Raw genomic sequence first — 22,538 nt, forward strand, 5'->3', positions numbered from 1 at the left:
ATGGAACTCAAAGCCGTGAAACGTGAAGGCAAGGCTGGCGAAGGTCTGATCGCCGCCGTCGCCTACAACAAAGAGAACAACGTGAAGCTCGCCGTGGACGCCAAAGCCTTCGACCGCGCTTTCCGTCAGGTCAGCACCAAAGAAGCCATCAAACTTGATGTGGATGGCAACGTGCTGAATGTCAAGGTGCAGGAAGTGCAGATCGACAAGCGTCGTCGCACCCCCATCCACATTGACTTCATCATCGTTGGCTGATTTCAGCGAACCACAGGCACCCCGTGAACGGGGTGCTTTTGTTTGGTCTATCTTTGTTGACAGACTATTTAGATAAGCTATATACTAAAGCATCAGCCTGATTCCATCTGTCAGCGATTCCGCAGGGACACCCCAACGTTGCCTTTCTCCATGACAGATCAGGGATTTCACCGATCAGGTCGCTTGCTAGACAGAACCCCTTGCAAGATTGTTGTGCTGCAAGGAAAACATAAGATTCCACAGAAGTTTCATGTTGGGCCTGCATGAGATGGTCTGGACATCAAACTGAAATCAATCACACCATCTCACCTTTCTGCGGATAAAGTGGAAAAGAGAGGAGGAACCATGTAACTCCATTTCTTTTTCAAATCGAAATGTCATTTCAGGAGGATCAATGCGAATCAATGATGCAATAAAATTGGCCCTGCGTCCCATCCGAACCCGAAAACTTGAAAGCATCCTGATCATTCTTGCGCTCGCACTGGGGGTTGGCGTGGTCACCCTGGCCATCAGCATGATTCAGACGGTGACAGCATTTTCCATGAACATGGACAGCCGGAACATGCGTGAACTGACCGTGGTCAGCAAGAAAGATGACTGGGGGGCTTTCTCTGAAGGTGGACACCAGCGGGGCATTGTGGAACTTGGAGGCACCCGGGACAAGGCCGTCAAACTGGACCTCAAGGACCTGGAAGTGATCCTCAAGGGTGTGCCAGCCCTGCAATACGGATACGTTCTGGAACGCCAGAGCACCAAAGAACCGGGTCAGAAAAATGCCGTCTGGGGCAAAGAGTTTGGAGTAACGGCGGCAACAGAGCAGTTTTCACAGGCCGATGGGCTCAAACTGGTGCAGGGCTCCTGGATCAGCCAGAAAGAGTACATGGAAAGAAAACCGGTGATCATGCTGACCGATTGGGCAGCAAAACAGCGCTTCCCCGGTGAGAACCCCGTGGGCAAAACCCTGCGGCTCGGAGATTACCATGCCAGAGACTTCAAGGTGGTGGGGGTCTTTCAGCCTGAGAAAGACAACAACGACTACCTGAGCAACACCACGGCAGGATGGGGGAGCATCGGTCTGGTCCCTTTGAACTCCACCTGGTCGAGTCAGGTCACACAACTGTCTTTTCTTCCCAGAGCAGGGACAGACCTGGCCCAGGTTCAGGCCACCTTGCGGGCCTTTGTGCAACAGCAGTATGGACCTTCGGTGGTGGTGCGCTCCCAGAAGGACAGGATGCTGGATTGGAGAAAGAGCGCGATGCAGAGTGGACTTTTGCTGGCTGCTTTCGCCTCTGCAGGTCTGATTGTGGCTGCCATCAACATCACCAACCTGATGCTGGCCCGCGTGCTGGGCAGGACCCGGCAATTCGGCATTGCCAGTGCACTGGGGGCAGACCGTGGCCTGACGCTGAGACTGGTCTTGCTGGAATCTCTGGTGCTGGGAGCACTCGGAGGACTGCTGGGTATAGGGCTCGCTTATGGCTTCGAGAAAGTGCTCAAACAGGCCATGGGGAACGCCACACCCACAGGCATGCTCACCCCCCTGACCTGTGCAGAAGGATTCGGTGTTGCACTGCTGGTCAGTGTAATTTTTGGCCTGTACCCCGCAATGGTGGCATCCAGACTCCGCCCCATCGAAGCATTGAAAACCGCCTGAAGGAGGCCCATGCAACACACATTAAAATTCGCCTGGATTCGGGCCATGAAGCGGCCCATCCGTACCCTGCTCAGCATTCTGGAACTCGCCCTTGGGGCTTTCGTGGTGGCCGTGGCCCTCAGTGTGGTCCATGCCCGCTACGCCAGTCAGGTAACGTCAGATGCCTTCAAGGTGGTGGCCGGGAAAGAAAACAGCAGCACCTACAGCCTTTTTGAAAGCAAGGACCTGCCAGAACTCCAGAAACTCAGCCCTGCAGTGGAAAGCATGTCCATCTATGAGGACGTGTGGGACGCCAACTTGCTGGACCATCAGGGAAAACGCTTCAAAATTCAGGGGGTGTTTGCGGTCAGTCCCAGCTATCCCCAGATTGAACGGGTGCAGATGCTCAAAGGCACCTTTCCCAGGCCGGACAGCCAGGAACTTTTGATTGCCCAGAGCGTGGCACAGACGCTTTTCGGATCAGAGGACCCCATCGGGAAGACCGTCAAACTCTCCTCCCAGTGGAACCCGAACAGCAAGCCCCGGCAGGTGAAAGTGGTGGGGGTCATGCGAGATGATGCCAGTGCCAGCTTTCAGACCCCTTTCTTTCTTTTGCCTGCCGCAAGCAAAAGGGCTCCTGCACAAACTTCAGGGATCGCCATGGCTGTGGTGGTGAAGGCGAAAGCAGGCCAGGCCACCGAAGCCAAAAGGCAACTGCTCGATGCCATCCGCAAGACCTACAAAAACAGCCCCATGTTCAAAAGTTCCGGAGGAGCCCTGTACACCAAGGCCCTCAATGAAGCGATCTACGCCCCACCCGGAGAAGTCGATTCCACCCTGGTGGTCTTCTCGTTCATGGCGATCATCATGCTGATGGTGTGTTCCATCGGGATCTTCACCATCCAGTTTGTGGACACCGTGGAAAGGACCCGCGAAGTGGGGCTCAGGCGCACCCTGGGGGCCCACAAGGGCCAGGTGGTTCAGGAGCGCCTGATGGAAAGTGTGCTGCTCTCGGTGTCTGGAGGCATCCTGGGTCTGGGTGCAGCCATCCTGACCATTCCCGTTTTGCAGCAGAACTTCTCGGGCTGGAATGGACTGTTTGCCAGGGGCATCGAATTCAGCCCTCTGGTTGCTGCAGGTGTGCTGCTTGCTGTGGTTCTGGTGGGGCTTCTGGCAGGCCTGTATCCGGCGCTTGCTGCCGTGCGCCTGAGCCCTACCCAGGCTTTCAAGGAGGCCTGAGGTGAGCAAACACTCCGAGCCCATCATTCCATCCCCAGGCCCCGGCAAAAGGACCCAGGTGAAAGCTGAGCGGCCCCGCACCCAGACCGGCATGATTGTGGGGGTTCTGCTCACGCTGGGGGTGCTGGGTGCCGTGCCCTATTTCTGGCTGAAACCGCGCACCGGGACTTTTGTGTTGCGCAGTTACGAGACGGCCACAGTGCAACAAAGCTCCTTCACGGAGACCGCCTCACTTGCAGGAACCATTGCCTCTGCAGATGAACGCACGGTCATGGCCGGGGCTGAAGGGGAAATCGACCATTTGATGGTCGAGGAGGGGGATCTGGTCCAGCAGGGACAGGAACTTGCCCGCCTGCGATCCAGATCCCTCGAAGACCAGTTGCTCAAAGCCCAGGCTGCTCTTGAAGATGCACAAAGTGCGTTGGAGAAAGAGGGCATCACCCATGAGGGAGAAGTGCTGGAGGCCAGACAGGCCCTCGAAGACCAGCAGCAGGCCCTGAAGGTCGCCACCTCCGACCTCAGGCTCAATGAGGAGCTTTACACGGCCGGAGCGATTCCCAGGGTGGATGTGGAGAAAGCCCGCATGGCCGTGCAGGAAGCCCAGAGGAAACTGCTGGCCGCTCAGGTCAAACTGCGAAGCACCCAGCTTGCCGGAAAAACTGTTCTGGAGAGCAACATCCGCAAAGTGCAGGCTGCACAGCGTGAGGTGACAGAGGTGAAACGCCAGCAGCAGAGACTGGTCCTGAAAGCCCCCATCAGCGGGCGCATCACCAGCGTTGAGGTCAAAACTGGAGACACCTTGCAGCCCTCCGCTGCCGTGGTGAAACTGTCCAGCGTGAAAAACCTGCGCATCACTGCCGACCTTGATGAAGCGCAGGCGGAGCAGGTGCAGGAAGGCCAACAGGTGGAGATCACCCTTGGTGAAAAAACCTACCCCGGTCAGGTCAGCAAGGTGGCGCAAGATGCCCAGACCAGCGAAAAAGGCACGTTTGTGCCTGTTGAAATTCGGTTCCAGACCCTGCCCTCAGGGGTGAAACTTGGTGCGAGCGCTGCACTCGAAATCACCACCGACAGGCATGAAGACGTGCTGACCCTGCCCCGCGCCGAATACCTGAGCACTGGAGGAGAGCGCCTGGTCTACGTGATTGAAGGGGAGAAGGCGATCCGCAAAGAGGTGCAATTCGGTGCCCAGAACAGCGAGGTCATCGAGGTGGTCTCGGGCCTCGAAGCAGGGGACACCATCGTGGCCTCCAGTTATGAGCTGTTCAAAGACAGAACCGAAATACAGACCCCCCGCAGTGGTGCCCTCAAACTGCAAGGAGAAAGACATGTCACAGATGATTGAAGTGAAACACCTGTCCAAACGCTATGCCCTGGGCGAGACCATCGTGGAAGCCCTCAGTGACATTTCCTTCTCCATGAACCGGGGTGAATTCATCAGCATCATGGGGTCTTCAGGGAGTGGCAAGAGCACCCTGTTGCACATTCTCGGTGCGCTCGATGCCCCCACAGAAGGGGAATACCTGCTTGAGGGCCATGACATTGCCTTTTTGAGGGACCGGGAGCAGGCAAGAATTCGCAACCGGCATTTCGGGTTCATCTTTCAGGCCTACAACCTCTTTCTGGAACTCACCGCACTGGGAAATGTGGAAATGCCCCTGATCTACAGCGGCACACCCCCTGCAGAAAGGCGTGAACGTGCAAAGGCTGCACTGGAACAGGTGGGCCTTTCCCACCGGATCAGGCACCACCCCACCCAGCTTTCCGGAGGTGAGCAGCAGCGGGTGGCGATTGCCCGCGCACTGGTCACAGAACCCACCCTGCTGCTGGCAGACGAGCCCACCGGGAACCTCTCAAAAGAAGGGGGAGGGGTCATTCTGGACATCCTGCAGAAACTGCATGCCGAGGGCATGAGCATCATCATGGTCACCCACGACCCCGAGGTGGGAAGTCTGGCCCCGCGTGTTCTGAAGCTCAGCGATGGGAAACTCATCAGCGACATCCAGCGGGAAAAAGTGCTGGTCTGAGCAGACTGCACTCTGGCAGGTCACGGCAGATGGTAGACCGTGACCTGCACTTTTTTCTGGACCAGTGTTTCCTCAATGATCTCTGAGATCTTCTGCCAGTCTCCTCCCGCCAGACCCGCTCCAATTCGGGGCATGTGAACGCTGGCCTCGTGGGCCAGGGCAAATTCGGCTACGGTGGCCAGCCCCTGCCGGATGGCTTCATACCGGATGGGGGGAACGCTGGACCTTGACCCCTGGGTCTTCACCCCATGCTGCCCGATCAGGTTGGCCACCCACAGGTCTTCTTGCACCTGCACAAACTGGACCTCTCCCAGTTTGAATTTCTGGTCGGTCTTCCCATCGGCCCACAACTTGTACTGGCGTTCGGGTTCCTTCCAGCGACGAGAGACTGCCAGAACGAATCCCTTGCCCCATTTCCCGAGGTCATTGCACACATGCACCAGGATTTTGTTGCCTTCCCCCTTCGGCTGGGTGGCATCACCCGCAACAGAGTGGATCACTGGGGTGGCATCTTCAGCAGGGCGTACTGTTTTTCTGCTGGCTCAAAGCCCATGCTGCGGTAGATGTCCTTGGCGAAATAATGCTCATCGGCCACGATCACCAGGGTTCGGGGGCCGAAAGTGTCCATGGTGTGGTCTGCGGCGTGCTTCAGCATGGCCCTGGTGAGCCCCAGGTTTCTGAAATCCGGGTGGGTCCCCACCTGCTGGTATCGGGCGAGTTGATCGTCCACAAAAAGCCCCAGATTGGAAACCAGTTGCCCATCCAGCCAGGCTCCGTACCAGTGCCCCAGACCCTGGTTTTGCATGTCGCGGTACATGCGCAGGTGGGCCTTTTTGAATTGGGCGTAGGCCCCTTCTTCGTGCTCTTCTGGTCTGAGGGTCATCTGCAGTTTGAAGAGGGCATGCCATTCCTCGTCGGTGTCCTGCAGAGGGCGGATCTCAACGGGTCTTTTTGTGCTGGCTGCTTTCAGCTGGTCTGCTTTCATCACAATCGAGTCTTCCAGAATGAACCCGGCGTCCAGAAACTCCTGCACCTCGCCCAGGTTTTCGGGGTCGTCCCAGCAGAAAAGCTGGTGTTTGACCTCTTCGGGTGAGCCCACAAACTGTTCAAACTGCCCGGTCCAGATGGGAAAATCTCCGGGCTGTGGAGGTCGGTTGTAGATCATGTAGTTCCCGAAGTAGTGGGTGCGGTTGCCGGGGCTCTGGATGCTGGTGCAGGTGCCGTGGTCCTCAATCACGCCGAAAAAACGGGCAAAGATCAGGTCTGTCTGGTGGCCGAGGGATTTCATGCCTCCACACTAGGGGAGATGCAGGAGGGGGGCATCTGCAAAATGCATTACGATCCTGTGCGCCCTAAGCCTTATTGTGGACCCATGACAGAACGCCAGACCCTGATCTGCCAAGACGATGCCTGCGAGATTCAGGCTGTCCCAGAGCATGCTGTTTCGGCCACGGGCCACACCCTGCACATCGAGATGGTGTCGGACTGGGTGTGCCCTTACTGCCCGGTGGGAGAGGCCAACTTGAGAGAAGCCCTTCAGGCCTTTCCAGATCTGGAGGTGACTTTTCAGTACACTCCTTACATGCTGAACCCAGACCTGCCTGAACAGGGGGCAGACAGGCAGGCTTACCTGCAAGAGAAAGGGGCAGACCCTGCAAAAGTTCGTGAGAACGAGCAGAAGTACACCGAGATGGCCGCACAGGTGGGCTGGATTTACCGGTATGACCTGATCAAGCGTTCTCCAAACACCCTGAATGCCCACAGGCTTGCGGCTTTTGCTGCATGGCAGGGGAAACAGCTGGAGATCGGACATCGCCTTTTTGCCGCCCATTTCACGGAAGGCCGGAACCTCTCAGATCTGGAGGTGCTGCTGGACATTGCACAGGCGGACGGTCTGGACCGTGAGACAGTCCGGTGTTACCTGCAGTCCCAGGAGGACCGTGAGGAGATCCGCTCCAGGGCCCTGGCCCAGAAACCCATCCGGGGAATTCGTGGGGTCCCGAGTTTCTTCCTCAATGGGGAGCTTGCCGTGACGGGAGCAGAGCCTGTGGAGGTCTTCAGACAGGCCATTGTTGCCTGTTTGAATGGTTCTGCGGTCTGAAGACACTGGGGTGGGTTCACAAAAGTTGTCAAAGCTTCATCCTGATCGGTCATCTGGTGCCGGGGCCAGTGAGGGGCACAAAGGCAGTGGTTGACAGCCTTTGCAGAATCTGGTTCAATACATTTGAACGATCAAATGAGGTGAGTATGGCCCGTGTGACCTTGAGGGCAGTGGCAAAACGAGCAGGGGTGTCCTACCAGACCGTGTCCAATGTGATCAACAACATGGATGTGGTGCGGCCTGAAACCCGTGAAAAAGTCAAAGCGGTCATTGAGCAGATGGGTTATGTGCCCAACTACGCTGCCAGGGCCCTGCGTCAGGCCCGGGCCATGACGGTGGCCTGCGTCTTCTACCAGGTGTACGACGACGCCGTAAACGATCCTTACCGCACCCTCGTTCAGGCGGCCCTGGCCCACGCGGCCAGAAACAACAACTACAGCCTTCTCACCTACCACGTCACCGATGATCCAGACAGCCTGCGCGACATGATGCAGCACTTCGCACAGGGAAGGCTGGACGGTGCAGTTCTGGTCGGCCCGAGCCTGCCCGAACAGGCCCAGTCGCAACTCAGACGTTCCGGGCAACCGCTGGTGATTTTCGACCATGCCCATCCGCACCGCAAGTGGCTCTCGGTCACCGCAGAGTATCGGGAAGGCATTCTGGCTGTGCTGCAGCATCTGGCCCAGAAAGGCAAGCGCAGAATCGCTTTTCTGTCTGGTCTCAAGGCAGACCACAGCAGCACCGGAGAAGAGCGTCTGCAGGGTTACTTCGATGGCATGAAACAGCTCGGGGTCAGCATTTCCCCGAGTTACGTGCACCAGGGCAACTGGACGTTTGAAGGGGGGCAGGAAGCTTTCCGCTATTTCTGGTCCCTGAAACAGCGTCCTGAAGCCATTGTGGCAGCCAACGACCGCATGGCAGCAGGTCTGCTCCATGCCGCACTCCATGCTGGAGTGCGGATTCCCCAGGAACTGGCCATCACCGGAGTGGACGATTTTGAATTTGCCCGTTATCTGGTGCCCTCCCTGTCCACCGTGCACATTCCCTATCAGGAAATGGCCAACACTGCCATTCAGTTGCTGCTGGAGCAGATGAACGGCCAGACCCGTTCGGGTGTGGTGCGCCTTCCCGTCACCCTGAAGATCCGCGAATCCTCCTGAAGTTCGATGTGCAGGGCAGCCTGCTGCTTCTGGCATCAACTTTGAACGATCAAAACCCCCAAGACCACAAGCCCCATCTCGAAAGGAGCATCCCATGTCCCGCAACCCCGTGATCACCTTTATTGGCGCTGGCAGCACCGTGTTTGCCAAGAACCTCCTCACCGACATCCTCAGCTTTCCCGAGCTCTCAGGTGCAGAAATCCGACTGTACGACATCAACGAGGAGCGCCTGAAGACCAGTGAGGTGGTGGCCCAGAGGCTCGCCCAGACCCTCGGCATTCAGCCCACCATTGTCTCCACCCTTGACCGGGACCGTGCTTTAGACGGGGCAGATTACGCCATCAACATGATCCAGGTGGGTGGGTACCAGCCTGCCACCGTCACCGACTTCGAGATTCCCAAAAAATACGGCCTGAGACAGACCATCGCAGACACCCTCGGGATGGGTGGCATCATGCGTGCCCTGCGCACCATTCCGGTGTTCCTGGACATGGCCCGTGACATGGAACGCCTGTGCCCCGATGTGACCCACCTGAACTACGTCAACCCCATGGTCATGAACTGCTGGGCCCTCAACAAAGCCACAAAGATCAAAACCATCGGACTGTGCCACAGCGTGCAGCACACGGCCCAGGAACTGGCCAATGATCTGGGCATTCCTGTGGAGGAGATCAACTATGTGGCCGCAGGCATCAACCACATGGCGTTCTATTTGAAGTTTGAGCGGGATGGAGAAGACCTCTACCCCCGCCTGCAAGACATTGCCCGCACAGGAAAAATGCCCGACTGGAACAGGGTGCGCTACGAAATGCTGACCCGTCTTGGTTACTTCGTCACCGAGTCCAGCGAACACTTCTCCGAGTACGTGCCTTACTTCATCAAAGAGAAGCACCCCGAACTCATCGACCGATTCAACATTCCCCTGGATGAGTACCCCCGCCGCTGTGTGAACCAGATCGCAGGCTGGGAAGACCTCAGAAAGCAGCTGGAAGACCCCAGCCACCCCATGGAAGTGCACCGCAGTGTGGAATACGGGTCCCTGATCATCCACAGCCTGGAAACCGGAATTCCCCGGGTGGTCTACGGCAACGTGCAAAACGACCACCTCATCGAAAACCTGCCGCTGGACTGTTGTGTGGAAGTTCCCGTGCTGGTGGACAAGAATGGCCTGCAACCCACCCGCATTGGCAAGATTCCTCCACAACTCGCCGCCCTGATGCAGACCAACATCAACGTGCAGTCCCTGACCGTGGAAGCCGCCCTGACCGGCAAGAAAGAGCACATCTATCACGCCGCCATGCTGGACCCCCACACCAGCACCGAACTCACCCTGGACGAAATCTGGTCCCTGGTGGATGACCTCCTGGAAGCCCACAGGGGCTGGATTCCCGATCACTTCCTCAAAGAGCCTGTGCTGTCCTGAGAAGTTGACAGTAAACAGTTTACAGTTCACAGCAGGAAGATCCGACCAGCAGTGCGACGCTTCAGGCATTTCCCTGGTTGAAAACACCGGATCTGAAGTTCAGCGTCAGACCCCTCAAAGAAGACACCCTCCAGGCCGGGAGGGTGTTTTTGTGACCTGGTTTGTTTCTCGCTGTCTACTGTGAACTGTCTACTGTGAACTGTTGATCATTTTCGGTGGTATCGGTGGACACAGGGACAAAGTGGTCGATTCCTCGTGAAAATCGGGACAAAGGTTCCTCTTTTTCGGAGTACGCTGACATCAAGTCAGCCATTTCGTCTGTTGGAAGCGAGGAACAACATGAAACAGATCCTGATCACCGGAGCCACGGGCAATGTCGGTGAATACGTCACCCGTCACCTGAAAGCCAGAAGTTACCCCTTCAAAGCCGCCGTCACCGATGTGGAGAAGGCAAAGGCGAAGATGGGACCCCTGTTTCCTTTCATTGAATTTGATTTTGAGCGCCCTGAAACCTACGCTGCAGCCCTGCAGGATGTGGACCGTCTGTTTCTGGTGCGTCCTCCCCATCTGGGGAACCCCAAAAAGGAAATTTTTCCTTTCCTGGAAGCTGCAGTGGAAGCTGGCGTGAAGCATGTGGTGTTCCTGTCCCTGCTTGGGGCGCAGAGCAACAACCTCTCTCCCCACCGCAAAATTGAGCGTCATCTGGAGAAGATGGGGGTGCCCTACACCTTCCTCAGGGCCTCTTTTTTCATGCAGAACCTTACCACCACCCACAAGGAAGAAATCGAGGAAGGGGAACTCTTCATTCCTGCAGGTCACGGCCTGACCAGTTTCATTGATGCCCGCGACATTGCCGAGGTGGCCACAGTTTGCCTGATCAACCCCGGACATGAGTACAAAGCTTATGACCTGACTGGACCGGAAGCCCTGGATTACCAGCATGTGGCCGATGTGCTCAGCAGCACCCTGGGACGCCGCATCCAGCACATTGACCCCAGCATTCCCGAGTGGATCAAGCACTGGCGGGCCAGAGGGGCCTCCTGGGATTACATCATGGTCCTGACGGCCATTTACACCACGGCACGTCTGGGTTTTGCAGGCCGGGTCAGCGATGACCTGCAGAAGGTGCTGGGCCGTCCTCCGGTGTCCTTTGAACGCTTTGCTGCAGAGCACCGCTCCGTGTGGGCCGTGAAGAGAGAAGGGTTACTTTCCACCGGGAGTTGATGCTATAAAATATATAGTATGAATGAACAGGAAACCCTGATCTGTGAGGGCGACGTTTGCGAAGTGCGTCCCGCAGAACCCCAGCAACTGAAACCCATGAACCTGAAACCCAGTCCGACCCTGAACATTCAGATTGTGTCGGACTGGGTGTGCCCCTTCTGCCCGATAGGAGAAGCCAACCTGCAAAAGGGCCTGGACCTGCTCCGGCAAAGCGGCACCTGGAACGGTGAGGCCACTGTCGAAATGCTTCCTTTCCAGCTCAACCCTGAGATCCCCATGGAAGGGACGGACCATGTGGAACACCTCAGCAAAAAATTTGGCTCAAAAGCCCGCATGGAACAGATGCAGGACATGATCACCGAGAAGGCAAAAGAGGCAGGCTGGGAGTACCGCTTTGACCGGGTGACGGTCGCTCCCAACACCATCCATGCCCACCGTCTTGCAAGATTCGCCCAGGAAAAAGGCAAGCAGCCTGAGATCACCCAACTGCTGTTCAAAGCCTACTTCACCGAAGGGAAAAACCTCTCCGACCTGAAGCTCCTGACCGAAATTGGTGTTCAGGCCGGGCTGGACCGTGAAGAAGTCTCTGCCTACCTGCACAGCGATCAGGATGTGCAGGACATCCGGGTGTTCGACCAGCACATCAAGCGCCAGGGGGTACAGGGCGTGCCCTTTTTCATAATCTCTGAGAGATATATACCGTTATTTCAAAATGCGTGCTAGACTGGATTTACTCTTCTTCTCCGGAGAGAACTCCCTGCGTTGGTCGGGGAGTCTTTTTAGATCTGGGTGGGACCATCAAGGTCCCTTGGTAATCTTGTGTGCCCTGGGGCAAGTGGCTCCAGGGATTTTCTTTTGCCACAGATTTCCCGTGAATATAACTTTTAAGCTATATTGCTCGTCTTAAAAACGGTCATTTTCGTGACACTCCCTGGACTGGGAAAACTATCGTTCTTTCTGTCGTGTTTTCTGCTGCAAAACCCATCTCAAAATCAAGTGTCTCAAACACTGGCAACCACATGGGTTTTGCTACACTTAACCATGGCGCTCATTGGATATGCCCGTGTTTCAACAGCTGATCAAAGCCTCAACCTGCAGACAGATGCCCTGACCAAAGAGGGATGCACCAAGATCTTCACAGACCAGATTTCAGGCAGCAAGGCTGACCGGCCTGGTCTTTCTTCTGCCCTGGAGTATCTGAGATCTGGAGACAAACTGGTGGTCTGGAAACTCGACCGGCTGGGCCGCAGCCTCCAGCACCTGATCGAGACCGTGAAGGGTCTGCAGGAGAGAGGGATAGACCTGGTGGTGATCCAGGAACGCATTGACACCAGTTCTGCAGGAGGGAAGATGGTCTTTCACATGATGGGTGCACTGGCAGAATTTGAGCGTGACCTGATCCGCGAACGCACACAGGCAGGCCTGCAGGCTGCACGCGCACGTGGGCGCAAGGGTGGAAGGCCCTCAGCCCTCTCTGCGGATAAGGTGGACATGGCCAGGGCCCTGCTGATGCTGCACCCTGCTACAAAAGTCGCTAAAACGCTTGGGGTGTCCAGGGCTACGCTATACCGTGCACTGGAAAAGCAAAAATAGAAAAACCTCCATCTCTGGAGGTCTTTCCATTCGGGTAGCGTGTTGGGTATGAATTAATCCTACGCTCAGTTCCACTTCAGCACAATCACGGTTCGTGGTATTTCACATCACAGACTGACTTTGTGCCGCTTTGCGGTGGCTTTCACAGTGGCCATTTTCTGACTGGCACTCTGGATCTTCTTCTGCTGGATCTGTTTTGACTTTGCTGTTTTCGGATTGGCACGCTTGGCCTTCTCCAGCTTGTTTTGTGCTTCCAGGAAGTCCGCTTTGATCTGGGCTTCAGAAGGTGCAGGAGCTTTCCCTTTCCGGGCCTTGTTGGCCTTCCGGGTTGCAGCTGCACGCTTCGCCTTGTCTGAGTTGTACCCCTCCTGCATCAGTTCCTTCTCCATGATGCGGTTTGCGCGGATCTTTTCATCTTTCAGGATCTCGTCTGCCAGGTCCCGCTCGATGCGCTTGCAGTCATCCACCGAGATCTCACCCCTGGACACGGCTTCCCGCACAGAGGGCCAGACCACCCTGCAACTGCTGGGCACCTGGTACCCGTACCGGTTCAACTTGTAGCGAAAGTACACCTTCGCATACTCACCGTCTCCAAGCGGGATTTCTTCTTTGACTTCGCCCTTTCTCCGGACCTCGTTCTTCAGGGTCGGATGGGGGTTCTTGACGAATTTCCCAGTGACGGGATCTTTCCACCGGGTGATGACGATTTCAACCAGTATGGGCTGTTGTTTCACGGTTCACCTCACAGGGTTTTGAATTTGCTGAGCCAGTCCTCAACGGTGTCCACGACATTCCCCACACCGTCAATCACTCCAGACACCTTGTCTGCAGCATTCCCGATGCTGTTGGATGCCTTGCTCAAATTTGTTTCACGGATGGCCCTTTCCAGCCGATCGGCCACGATCCAGGCCCCACCGATGAACGCAAGACTGGCCAGAGCCACAGAGCCCAAAACAAGCACTTCATTTCGTTTCAGAGACATACTCACTCCTTCCCGGTCCAGGTGTCCCACCGGACCGTGTGCAGCTCAGGGCAGTTTCTGGCCACTTCCAGCACCCGCTGCGTGTACACATACGCCTTGTGACCACATTCGCTTTGCCAAACGCTGTATGTTTCCTGTGCTTTTCCAGGACAACCCAGTTTCATGGCCTTCTGGAATCCACCGTAACCCATGCCGTAAATGCGCAGACAGTCCACAACAGAACGTCTGGCCTCTGGGTACGTGCGCCTGATCCACTTCATGTACTTGATGCCGATCCGGATGGCTGACTGTGCAGAGATGGGGGGCCAGAACTCTCCCACCTGCTCAGCTGCAACCCGTGTCACCTGCAGGGGCCCGATCGCACCGGCGCTGTTCATGGTCATGGCAGGCCTGCAGGAGCTTTCAGCCCATGCATGACCGATCGCCAGATCCAGAGGGTAGTTTTCTTCCTTGCAAACCTTTAAAAAGTCCTGGGCCAATTTCCACATGTAGGAGGGTCCCACAAAGGGGATTTCCTTCCAGATGGCCAGTTTCCAGTCTTCAAAGGACCTGAGATAACCACGCCCGTAACCAGCTTCATACATCATCTGCCTGCAGCGTTCAGCCTGCTGATCCAGGTGCAGGCTGTACAGGCCTGAGAGAGGCCGGTTGTCCTTCTGGTCCGTGAACAACCGCAGCTTCACCACGGGCGTTTTAGGCTTCACTGTGGGATCTGGAGAGATGGGCACAGGAAGCAAAGGGGCTTTTTTGGTGGCCACCTTTTTGGACTGGGCTTTTACCACCCTTGCAGATGTGGGAGAGAGGAGCACCAGGGCCAGAACCACGCCACCCACAATCAAAAGTTGTTTATTGCCGTTTGACAGCTCCAACGTCCTCACCTCCGGAGAGTCCACGCCTGCTCATCTTGCGACCATTCCTGTACTCCCATCCCCCCCGCACGTACCAGGTGCAGGCATTGATGTCCTGATAGGTGGCCACCGTGCCCGTCACCTCTCCAGAGACATGATTGAAACTCTTGCCTGCTGCAGGAGAGACCACCACATCCAGCCTCACTGTAGGCACTGCTGCAGGCAGGATTTTAGGAGCAGGATGCACAGGCCGGACGTTCACACCTGCACCACCTGAACACCCTCAGGGGCCTCACCGATCCAACTGGAGACCAGTTCCACCCGCAGGCCCAGAAACTCCTCACGGGCAACCATGAAACCCCTGAAAATTACCATCTGCAGATCAGGGTCCACTGAGACCTCAGACCGCACCGCCGGCACAGCCTGCAGCTCTGTCACAGAGCCATAGAGAGCTGCGCTCGACAGGTGGATCTGGCCAGCTGCAGACTCTGGAGCTGAACGATGCAGGATAAAAACGTTAAACGTGTATTGCGCCTGGTCCATGCTGATCACCTCGTGAGACTGACCCTGCAATTCAGAGTCAGCCGGTAGTCCTTGTTTTTGACGATAGAGCCACTGGTGAATTTCACCTTGAAGCAGCTCTTGCTGTTTGCGTTTGCACCCGCATCCTCACCGATGCTGTATCCATAAATGGTCATGTCAGCACCGGTGGGAGGGATTTCACACGACCAGTCCCGGTAAAAGGTGCCAGCTGTGTATGTGATGGGGCCACCATAGTTACCACTTCCAGGGGTGCTGTTGGCATAGCTCATGTTTGGAGCTGAGGTGTACAGATTGAAGGCCTTGCCCTTGTCAGCCGTACATCCAAACAGGTCAGCATCCCCCCACCCAAAATTGTCTTGTGCACCGGTGAAAACAATGGATGAGTCAATGTTTCCCATCCCGGCAATGTTGAACGTGTTTGCAGCTGTTTCCACCACTGGAGACAACACCAATGTAAACGTGTAAGTCAGTAACAGCCTTGTGTCAGATGTTTTGGTGATGGTAATGGGGTTGCCAAGGTTGGTAAAAAGACTTCTGGTGATCAGGAGGCCACCAATTGTTTTCGCTCCAAATTCCGTTAAGTTGCCGTTCGCCTGGTGGTAGTCAAACGCCTTAAAAAACACGAGCGTGAACACGCCATTGGCTGTTCTGGTCAGGGTGTATTTATCCTGAATCTCCAGGTTGTCAGCGGTTTCTGCAATCTGAGCACCCAACGAAGTTTGACCATATGCAGGAGCGGTGCTGCTGGTCCCAACAGCAATATATCCACAGATGGAACGCATGTTCAGCGAGGACAGGATGTAGTTCAGTCCCTGGTCCAGAATCAGGTTTTGACACTCTCCCTGCTGCACCACTTCTCCTGCACGGTTCACCAGGGCAAACCCTAGACGGCCTTCAATTTTTCCTGAGATCTCTAACATGGTCAGTCCTTTACACCTTTACAGCGAATAAGATCCATCCAGTAATGTCACAGAGGCACTTAGGACGGACTCTGAAACGCCCTGACGAATCACAGCGAGAGCATAGAGGCTGTCCCGCAGGAGCACCGATCCAGAGAGGTTGGGCTCACTCTGTGAATGGGCCTGAACAGCAGACTGATACAAGCCGTCCCGCAGGAGCACCGATCCAGAGAGGTTGGGCTCACTCTGTGAATGGGCCTGAACAGCTGGAAGATACAGCCCATCCTGCAGAAGCACCGATCCGGAGAGGGCTTCAGTGCCTGCTGCAAGGGTGACTGCTGGAAGGTACAGCCCATCCTGCAGAAGCACCGATCCGGAGAGGGCAGACTCAGACACGAAAACCGGATACAGCTCACTGGAGAAGGAAAGTTCTGACTCTCGCACCTGTCCTGTTCCGAGCAGCACCTGGTAACGGTAGGTTTCCACTGTGACCTGATCCAAGTACACTGGACTCTCGAACGCGTGCAGCACATGCTCAATGGCGTACAGTTCATTCTGGATTCTGTAACACAGGCTTCTCCGGTCCACACTTAGGTAAAACAACACCAGATCAGAGCCAGGAATGTGCTGTGAAATGGTGGCATCCATCATCAGCACCGGGTCCACCCCCACAAACGGACCTCTGAAAATGTAGGCTCCGGTGGCCACGTCCCACTGTCTCACAGTGATCTGATTTTCATGCTCCCACGCGAAAATATGTCGGGCCGACTGATCGAAATTCAGTGTGATGTGCCTAGCATTTTTAGGGAGAATGGGAAAGGCCTGACCAGGGGAAATCTCCACCAGTTCAGCACCCTGCTCCTGCAGCAAAATTAAGCCTCGTTTTTTGTGCCAGTACAAATACCAGTTGCGACCAAAAAGGGTGTTGTAACTGCCGTCACCGGTGACAGTCATGGCCAGCGGTCCCCGAGCTGCAACCAACTCGGGGAGCAGGGTTTTCCCCCTCCTGCTGACCTTGACGAACGGTTTATTGGACATACACCTGGTAGTCTGCAGGTTGCCCATCCTGCGGAATGATGGTGATCTTCGCAATGAAGCAACTGAGCTGAATGGTGGTTCCAGGAAGCACCCGATGCTCCACAGTCTTGTCATTCATGCCGTGCAGGATGACTTTGAAAACGTCATCTCCAAGGTTGGCATAAAAGCCTGAACTGGCCAGCCGGCCCAGTTTCTCCTCGATGTTGATGGTGAGCATGGGCGTTTGTGGAGTTGCAGTGAAGGGACCTTCCCAGATCTCAGGGAGCGCCGTGAAATTCCGGGGCACAATGCGGCCCTGGTCTTTTGCTGCAGGCTCTTCCACGCGGCCAAACTGGTACTCCAGGATCTCCCGCTGTTTCTTGGACTCTTCCCAAGTGGCGTATGTGCTGCTCCAGATGCATTTCAGTTGCTCAAAGCAGGCCTGCAGGGCATTCCGTGCTTCTGGGATCAGGGCTTCATACTTGGCCATGCCATCAAACAGCCCCATTGGTGGCCACCCTTCCCATGCGCTCCAGGGCATCGGTTTGACGGTCCAGGATGCTCACCATCTGGACCTGCGTTTTCTGGGTTTCTGCCTGCACAGTCTCAATTCCTTTCAGGCGGTTGTTCACTTGGGTCATTCCGTTCACAAAGAAGTAGATGATCAGAGCAAAACTGCCCAGTTCACGGACTGTTGCAATCCACGGGGTGAGGTCCACATTCATTTCTGGTCCTTTTCCTTACAGGGGCAGGTTGGCTTGAGACTCAAGGGTTGGCTTTTGGGAGCAATGGGGGCCTGAATGACGTACAACACGCCATACACCACAGAGCCCACGATCAGGGCCCCGATTGCCGAGTAGATGCCCACGCGGATGAGTTCAGGGGCTGACTGTTTCATGTCAGCCTCCAATCTTTGGGGTCAAACAGGGGTTGAGGTTTGATGTACACCATGGGGTCCTGGTGCCCCGTGTTGATGGGTGGTGTGGTGCCATTTGTGGGGGTCACAAGTTTCCCATCAATGAAGGTCAGTTGCGTTTTGGTGGGGTCCAGGCTGGAGTCCAGCAAAACAGGCTTTCCAATTGGCAGGGGTTTGAAGATCAGATCATTGATGGGTCTGCCGTTCTCACCGGGCAGAATCCCAAAAATGGGAGTGGGGTCTTTCACAACCTTGGGAGGGGGAACAATGCCAGTGTTCCCGTTGGGAGGGGTGCCGATCGCTGGGGTGGTGCCATTGTTCGTGGTGGGGGTGCTGCCACTGCCTGCAGGGACCTTCCCGGCGTCAGCAGGCTTCTGGTCTTTTTTCTCGAAGAACAGTTTGTAGGCCACAAACGCCCCACCTCCGAGGAGGGCAGTGGCCACCAGTGCACCAGTGAGGCTGATCGAAAGTTTTGCTTTCATGTGTAGCTCCCTTCACCAGTGATCGGGTTGTAGGGCTTTGGTTTGGTGATTGGAGGGGGAGGCGCAGGGGTAGGGGCATTTGAGGCTGGAGGCGCAGGGGGGTCACCAGGTGTGGTGAAGTTTTTCCACCAGTCTTTGATCCGGTCTTCCCAGTCCGGGACGTACCAATCTTCTTTGTCTCCAGAGCCGTAGCTCCCTTCTCCAGTGATGGGGTTGTATCCCCCGCCCTTGTTGGGGTTCTGATCATTGGAGCCAGATCCGGTGGAGGGTTTGGGTTCCACCTGGGTCCCTTTTGCAGGGGCCTTCTCATGGGACCCGAACATGTTCCAGGCGACCAGGCCGACAGCACCCACAGCCAGCAGGCCAGTGAGCAGCAGAAGCGTGCTTTGTGTTTTCTTTTTCATGTTGTGCCTTTCGTGACAAATGCGAAAAAGTCCGACTTGGATGGGGTTGACGTTTTGGGAGAGCCACCAAGGACCTTGCCGATGCTGGAAATCATTTCGTTCGCCAGATCTTTCCTGGGCATGTTCTTGATCAGGTCGGGCGCACGTGAGACCAGTTGTTCTGTTTTGGTCTGCTGTGATTTCTCTGCAGCGTCTCGCTTTGCCTGTCTGGCCATGAGTGCCACGGCATAAGCGGCTCCCCCTAAAGCGACAGCCATCAGGGTGATCCCGATGGCTTTTTTCATCGCTTTGCCCATGGGGTCAGTCCTTCATGGCCTGGTAGCCAATGAAGCAGGCTCCAATGACTGCAACCCCGATCAGGCCATACAGGGCAACACTCTGCATGCTTTTGGCATTCAGTTGTGCTTCCTGCAGTTTGGCTGTGGCGATCATGCTGTCAGACTGGGCACGGGCCTTGTCTGCCGCTGCCTTGTCCTTCATGGCATCTGCCTGCAGCTGCTCGTCTCCGGAGACCCACAGGTCATCCACCAGACCGACCGCACCATTGAGGAGACCTCCTAACCAGTCCATGACCAGGCCCCTTAAACGTATCCGCCACGCAGTTGCACTTCTGCTTCTGCGTCCATGCGGCTGCGGTTCAGGATCTCGATGGGGGCACTCCAGGCCTGCAGGCTCAGCTCATGCTCCGCTTCTGGATCGGCGTAAATCAGGCTTTTGCTTCGCACGGCAATCTGCAGTTCCCACTGGGGAGGCAGAGGGGGGTTGGTGCCCTCATGCCCGAGTTTGGGGGCGCTACGGGTGTTGGTCTGATCGGTCTCGTGCATGGCCTTCAGGCCCATGTCGAACAGCTTCATGTTGATCGAGTCCGAGCCGTTGGGGCGCTTGGCGCGGATCTCGAACTCCCCACCACCAGGAACGAAGTAAATCCGGATCTTCTTCACGTCTGCAGTTTTCGCCACCGTGACGGTGTTGGCGGCAAAATCAATGGCGGTGATGTTGGCTTTGTCCCAAGTGTCTGAGCCGTCCTCCTGGGTATAAGCCACCACATCCGGGTGAGACTGGGTCGGGAAGCCACCCGTGAAAGGCCTCTGGGTGCGGATCAGGTCGTGACCGAGGGCCCCGAGGTTGACCACTTCTGTCAGGTCAGCGTCCATGGTGATTTCCACCTCTTCACGGGCCTTCAGGAAAAACCTGGGACTCTGACCACCTTTGATGAAGAGCATTTCACCGAGGGGCACAGTCAGAATCAGGGCTGCACTGAGCATGTCAGGGGTCTGCCTGCCTTGCATGAAGTTGGTGATGGTGAGGGTTTTGGGACTGGGCTTTCTCAGGGCCCGAAAGGGAAGGTTCTGAGTCATACGTGTGTGTCCTCCAGGGGTGCTGCTGTGGGAGAGAGGAGGAGGTGGGCCGGGCCAGCTGGTCGGGCCCACCTGGTCGGTCAGTTCACTTCAAACAGAGGGATCTCAAGGTAGGATTTGGTCCAGTCGATGACATCCGGACCTTTGGCCAGGATCATCAGCTTGTAGGCCTCTGGCAGCTTGAAACCCGTGTCCTCACCGAGGTCCAGGGCACTGATGATGTTGGTTTTGTAATCATCGTTGCGCTGGTTGACGATGGGCAGGTCCCTCCAGGGGCTGTAGGGCACGGTGCGGACGATCTTTTCGGACTCATCCGAAGGGCCCTGCACGGCAATGCTCAGGGTGGTGGCTCCGCTGATGCGGGTGCCAGCGGTGACGTTCAGGTCAGCCAGCATCAGCATGCCGCGCAGGAGGGAGTCGCGCACCCGGTTCTGGTTGGCCAGCAGGTAGACCACGCCACGGGGCACCAGGACCTCAAAGATGGGGGTCCGGACGTTGGCCACGTTGGAGGTGAGGGTGACGATGCTGCTTTCGGACTGACTGGAGATGGTTTTACCGCGTGGTGCTCCCATGGTTTACTCCTTATTTGAGTGAGGGAAAGATTTCCTGGATGGCGTGGGCGAGGGTGACAGCGGCAATGCCTGCGAGGGTGTACTGCATCAGGCCGCCGGTCTTCTCAGGGATGTACTCAATCCCTGCGACACAACCGACCACGATCCCCACACGGGCCAGTTGGCGGTTGGTGCCAAACTTGGGGTTGGCAGGCTTCTTGGCGTTGTACTCCTCGTAGGACGCGAAGTACTGCACGCCTGCAGGGGTGTTGATCGCATAGCCGAAAGCTGCACGGTTCATGCTGAACAGGCTTTTTTCGAGCACTGCGCCTGCAACAGATCCGACCGCAAGGGTGATCATTCTGGGGTCGGTGAGGAGCTGGAGGATGTTGCCATCTGGCTTACTGAGAAGTTGCACTTTTTCCATTGCTGGGGTTCCTTTCAGAGCGGAGGGGTTGACGTTCAGGTCCCAATCCGAACCGGGATGCGGCTCCCGTCTGGCTGTCTTGTGAGGCGATCAGCCCGACCGGTCGGACGATCCCGGATCAGGTATTCAGGGCCCCAACCATTGGCCAGATCAGGCATTTTCAGGTCTCCTGGGTCGGTCATCTCCGGATACCACTCCAGGATTCTTCGCCTCTGGTTCACCTCACTGAGGGGGAACACGACCAGGCGCGTCACCTGTTTCACGGCATCCGGTTCAATGGCCGTCTGGCCAGTTGATGTGATGTTCTGGGTGGCCTTCATCACGCCTATCCCAAATTTGCGGCCCTCTGTTTCAATGCGGTTCCAGCCTTCGGAATAGCATTGCTTTGAAACGTAGTTCTGGCATTCATCCACAACCACCAGAACCTGCAAGCTCTCTGCTTCAAACACACCGAGCGACATCACAGCCTCACTGAGGGAGTTCAGGAAGGCTTTGGCCTTCTTGGACGGGGCCACCTCGAAGTGAATGCTTCCTTTTGCTCTGATCAGGTTGGCCAGCATCTCAGGTGAATACTGTTTGTCCAGATCGGCATTGCTCACATACTCGTGATGGGCACAGTGTTGCTGCAGCTGCCTGGTGCTGTTCACCACCACCAGGTACCGCACATGCGACCGGAATTCCTCAAGCAGCATGTTCAGGTAATAGGTCTTCCCGCTCCCACTGGAGCCGAGAATGAGCCAGTTCTGCAGGGCCAGGGACATTACTCTTCGTCCTCTTCTTCCTGCAGGTGCACCGGCACCAGAAGCACAGCCACCGCTGGAGGTGGGGGTTTGGGTGGGTCCAGCAGGCAAAGCACACCATACGCAGCCAGAATGCCAAGCAGGGTGATGGAGACACTGGGATTCATGGTTGTACCGCCTTTAGTGTGGTGAAAAACTGTTGTGGGTCAATGTAGTACTGCAACACTGCTGTCTTGTTGCCACCGGGCCAGTGTGACCAGGTCAATGGCTTTTCCTGGAAGATGTCGAAATGCAGATGTGCCACCCACTTGTTGTGGTAGCCCTTGCCAATCGTTCCAAGCTGCTGACCTGCCTGCAGGGTCTGCCCGACCTTGCATTGAATATCCTGCAGGTGTGCATAGCGGGTCCAGCGGGTTTTGCCGCCAATGTTGTGTTTGACCACCACAATGTTTCCCCAGGACTGGCCTGCACCTTGACCTGCGAAAACAACGACACCACCACCCACGCAGTAAACCGGGCGACCCAGATCCTGATCCCCAGTCCCCCAATTGAGATCCCACCCTGTGTGCCATTGGCCTTTCAGAGCGGCCCCATAGGTACCGTCAAAGTACTTGGGGTCCAGGAATATCGTGCTGATCGTTGCGTTCCGCACTGGGAACACAATTCGGGTCACAGGGAGAAGGTCAGGTTTGCCGGGTTGGGTCACTTTTTCCACC

Annotated in this window: 32 protein-coding genes; 11 read left to right on the forward strand and 21 right to left on the reverse strand. The window is 56.2% G+C overall.

Annotated features, from left to right (window positions below; translation table 11 throughout):
* The 5 genes from DC3_RS04545 (at position 1) to DC3_RS04565 (ending at position 5,154) form a co-directional block, all read left to right on the forward strand.
* Positions 1-255 carry a hypothetical protein gene (locus tag DC3_RS04545; RefSeq protein ID WP_146882748.1) on the forward strand — a complete coding sequence of 85 codons (255 nt, stop codon included), beginning with the start codon at positions 1-3 and terminating at the stop codon, positions 253-255.
* Positions 256-649: 394 nt separating this feature from the next.
* Entirely contained in the window at positions 650-1,909 is a 1,260-nt protein-coding gene (locus tag DC3_RS04550; protein WP_146882750.1) for an ABC transporter permease, read from the forward strand.
* 9 nt (positions 1,910-1,918) lie between these two features.
* A complete protein-coding gene (locus DC3_RS04555) occupies positions 1,919-3,127 on the forward strand; it encodes an ABC transporter permease (protein WP_146882752.1) in 1,209 nt (402 codons plus the stop codon).
* A gap of 1 nt (position 3,128) precedes the next feature.
* Positions 3,129-4,472, forward strand: coding sequence for an efflux RND transporter periplasmic adaptor subunit (locus DC3_RS04560; RefSeq protein WP_146882754.1), 1,344 nt, complete (start codon positions 3,129-3,131; stop codon positions 4,470-4,472).
* The gene (locus DC3_RS04565; protein ID WP_146882755.1) at positions 4,456-5,154 is read left to right on the forward strand and encodes an ABC transporter ATP-binding protein; all 699 of its coding nucleotides are present in this window, start codon (positions 4,456-4,458) and stop codon (positions 5,152-5,154) included. The genes DC3_RS04560 and DC3_RS04565 overlap by 17 nt, the downstream gene beginning before the upstream one ends.
* A gap of 20 nt (positions 5,155-5,174) precedes the next feature.
* On the opposite strand, the gene DC3_RS04570 is transcribed toward DC3_RS04565, so the two are convergent.
* Both DC3_RS04570 and DC3_RS04575 read right to left on the reverse strand, forming a co-directional pair.
* The gene (locus DC3_RS04570; RefSeq protein WP_146882756.1) at positions 5,175-5,654 is read right to left on the reverse strand and encodes a macro domain-containing protein; all 480 of its coding nucleotides are present in this window, start codon (positions 5,652-5,654) and stop codon (positions 5,175-5,177) included.
* On the reverse strand, positions 5,651-6,442 hold the full coding sequence (locus DC3_RS04575) for a GNAT family N-acetyltransferase (protein ID WP_146882757.1): 792 nt from the start codon (positions 6,440-6,442) through the stop codon (positions 5,651-5,653). Before DC3_RS04575 ends, DC3_RS04570 begins: the two co-directional genes overlap by 4 nt.
* A 42-nt stretch (positions 6,443-6,484) precedes the next feature.
* Between DC3_RS04575 and DC3_RS04580 the strand changes: the two genes are divergently transcribed.
* From DC3_RS04580 to DC3_RS04605, 6 genes are all read left to right on the forward strand, one after another.
* The gene (locus DC3_RS04580) at positions 6,485-7,255 is read left to right on the forward strand and encodes a DsbA family oxidoreductase (RefSeq protein ID WP_186815813.1); all 771 of its coding nucleotides are present in this window, start codon (positions 6,485-6,487) and stop codon (positions 7,253-7,255) included.
* Between the two features lie 146 nt (positions 7,256-7,401).
* Positions 7,402-8,415, forward strand: a complete 1,014-nt coding sequence (locus DC3_RS04585; protein WP_146882759.1) for a LacI family DNA-binding transcriptional regulator — start codon at positions 7,402-7,404, stop codon at positions 8,413-8,415.
* Between the two features lie 94 nt (positions 8,416-8,509).
* Complete coding sequence (locus DC3_RS04590; protein WP_146882760.1) at positions 8,510-9,838, forward strand: alpha-glucosidase/alpha-galactosidase; 1,329 nt, start codon at positions 8,510-8,512, stop codon at positions 9,836-9,838.
* Positions 9,839-10,177: 339 nt separating this feature from the next.
* Positions 10,178-11,062, forward strand: coding sequence for an SDR family oxidoreductase (locus DC3_RS04595; protein WP_146882761.1), 885 nt, complete (start codon positions 10,178-10,180; stop codon positions 11,060-11,062).
* Between the two features lie 18 nt (positions 11,063-11,080).
* Complete coding sequence (locus tag DC3_RS04600) at positions 11,081-11,785, forward strand: DsbA family oxidoreductase (RefSeq protein WP_146882762.1); 705 nt, start codon at positions 11,081-11,083, stop codon at positions 11,783-11,785.
* A gap of 318 nt (positions 11,786-12,103) precedes the next feature.
* Entirely contained in the window at positions 12,104-12,655 is a 552-nt protein-coding gene (locus tag DC3_RS04605) for a recombinase family protein (protein ID WP_146882763.1), read from the forward strand.
* A 107-nt stretch (positions 12,656-12,762) separates the two neighbouring features.
* Here DC3_RS04605 and DC3_RS04610 read toward each other — a convergent pair whose 3' ends face one another.
* The 19 genes from DC3_RS04610 to DC3_RS04690 all read right to left on the reverse strand — a co-directional run bounded on the left by DC3_RS04610 (position 12,763) and on the right by DC3_RS04690 (position 22,537).
* Positions 12,763-13,389, reverse strand: a complete 627-nt coding sequence (locus DC3_RS04610; protein WP_146882764.1) for a hypothetical protein — start codon at positions 13,387-13,389, stop codon at positions 12,763-12,765.
* Positions 13,390-13,397: 8 nt separating this feature from the next.
* Positions 13,398-13,637, reverse strand: coding sequence for a hypothetical protein (locus DC3_RS04615; RefSeq protein ID WP_146882765.1), 240 nt, complete (start codon positions 13,635-13,637; stop codon positions 13,398-13,400).
* Between the two features lie 2 nt (positions 13,638-13,639).
* A complete protein-coding gene (locus DC3_RS04620) occupies positions 13,640-14,506 on the reverse strand; it encodes a transglycosylase SLT domain-containing protein (protein ID WP_146882766.1) in 867 nt (288 codons plus the stop codon).
* Positions 14,484-14,747, reverse strand: a complete 264-nt coding sequence (locus tag DC3_RS04625; RefSeq protein WP_146882767.1) for a hypothetical protein — start codon at positions 14,745-14,747, stop codon at positions 14,484-14,486. Before DC3_RS04625 ends, DC3_RS04620 begins: the two co-directional genes overlap by 23 nt.
* A 286-nt stretch (positions 14,748-15,033) precedes the next feature.
* Complete coding sequence (locus DC3_RS04630) at positions 15,034-15,879, reverse strand: hypothetical protein (protein WP_146882768.1); 846 nt, start codon at positions 15,877-15,879, stop codon at positions 15,034-15,036.
* 87 nt (positions 15,880-15,966) lie between these two features.
* On the reverse strand, positions 15,967-16,965 hold the full coding sequence (locus tag DC3_RS04635; protein ID WP_146882769.1) for a hypothetical protein: 999 nt from the start codon (positions 16,963-16,965) through the stop codon (positions 15,967-15,969).
* Complete coding sequence (locus DC3_RS04640; RefSeq protein WP_146882770.1) at positions 16,955-17,452, reverse strand: hypothetical protein; 498 nt, start codon at positions 17,450-17,452, stop codon at positions 16,955-16,957. The genes DC3_RS04635 and DC3_RS04640 overlap by 11 nt, the downstream gene beginning before the upstream one ends.
* Positions 17,439-17,669 (reverse strand): hypothetical protein, encoded by a 231-nt coding sequence (locus tag DC3_RS04645; RefSeq protein WP_146882771.1) that lies wholly within the window; start codon positions 17,667-17,669, stop codon positions 17,439-17,441. Before DC3_RS04645 ends, DC3_RS04640 begins: the two co-directional genes overlap by 14 nt.
* Positions 17,666-17,842 (reverse strand): hypothetical protein, encoded by a 177-nt coding sequence (locus DC3_RS28935; protein ID WP_186815814.1) that lies wholly within the window; start codon positions 17,840-17,842, stop codon positions 17,666-17,668. Before DC3_RS28935 ends, DC3_RS04645 begins: the two co-directional genes overlap by 4 nt.
* Positions 17,839-18,342, reverse strand: coding sequence for a hypothetical protein (locus tag DC3_RS04650; protein ID WP_146882772.1), 504 nt, complete (start codon positions 18,340-18,342; stop codon positions 17,839-17,841). Before DC3_RS04650 ends, DC3_RS28935 begins: the two co-directional genes overlap by 4 nt.
* On the reverse strand, positions 18,339-18,746 hold the full coding sequence (locus DC3_RS04655; protein WP_146882773.1) for a selenoprotein S family protein: 408 nt from the start codon (positions 18,744-18,746) through the stop codon (positions 18,339-18,341). The genes DC3_RS04650 and DC3_RS04655 overlap by 4 nt, the downstream gene beginning before the upstream one ends.
* Complete coding sequence (locus DC3_RS04660; protein WP_146882774.1) at positions 18,743-19,042, reverse strand: hypothetical protein; 300 nt, start codon at positions 19,040-19,042, stop codon at positions 18,743-18,745. The genes DC3_RS04655 and DC3_RS04660 overlap by 4 nt, the downstream gene beginning before the upstream one ends.
* Positions 19,043-19,046: 4 nt before the next feature.
* The gene (locus tag DC3_RS04665; RefSeq protein WP_146882775.1) at positions 19,047-19,316 is read right to left on the reverse strand and encodes a hypothetical protein; all 270 of its coding nucleotides are present in this window, start codon (positions 19,314-19,316) and stop codon (positions 19,047-19,049) included.
* Between the two features lie 11 nt (positions 19,317-19,327).
* The gene (locus DC3_RS04670; protein WP_146882776.1) at positions 19,328-20,104 is read right to left on the reverse strand and encodes a hypothetical protein; all 777 of its coding nucleotides are present in this window, start codon (positions 20,102-20,104) and stop codon (positions 19,328-19,330) included.
* Positions 20,105-20,184: 80 nt separating this feature from the next.
* Positions 20,185-20,676: a hypothetical protein gene (locus DC3_RS04675; protein ID WP_146882777.1), complete on the reverse strand. Its 492-nt coding sequence runs from the start codon at positions 20,674-20,676 to the stop codon at positions 20,185-20,187.
* Between the two features lie 10 nt (positions 20,677-20,686).
* On the reverse strand, positions 20,687-21,082 hold the full coding sequence (locus tag DC3_RS04680; protein ID WP_146882778.1) for a hypothetical protein: 396 nt from the start codon (positions 21,080-21,082) through the stop codon (positions 20,687-20,689).
* 35 nt (positions 21,083-21,117) lie between these two features.
* Complete coding sequence (locus tag DC3_RS04685) at positions 21,118-21,843, reverse strand: ATP-binding protein (RefSeq protein WP_146882779.1); 726 nt, start codon at positions 21,841-21,843, stop codon at positions 21,118-21,120.
* The gene (locus DC3_RS28940; protein ID WP_186815815.1) at positions 21,843-21,989 is read right to left on the reverse strand and encodes a hypothetical protein; all 147 of its coding nucleotides are present in this window, start codon (positions 21,987-21,989) and stop codon (positions 21,843-21,845) included. The genes DC3_RS04685 and DC3_RS28940 overlap by 1 nt, the downstream gene beginning before the upstream one ends.
* Positions 21,986-22,537, reverse strand: coding sequence for a M23 family metallopeptidase (locus tag DC3_RS04690; RefSeq protein WP_186815816.1), 552 nt, complete (start codon positions 22,535-22,537; stop codon positions 21,986-21,988). Before DC3_RS04690 ends, DC3_RS28940 begins: the two co-directional genes overlap by 4 nt.
* Position 22,538 lies beyond the last annotated feature (1 nt).

Origin of the sequence: Deinococcus cellulosilyticus NBRC 106333 = KACC 11606 (assembly GCF_007990775.1) — a bacterium.
GTDB lineage: Bacteria > Deinococcota > Deinococci > Deinococcales > Deinococcaceae > Deinococcus_C > Deinococcus_C cellulosilyticus.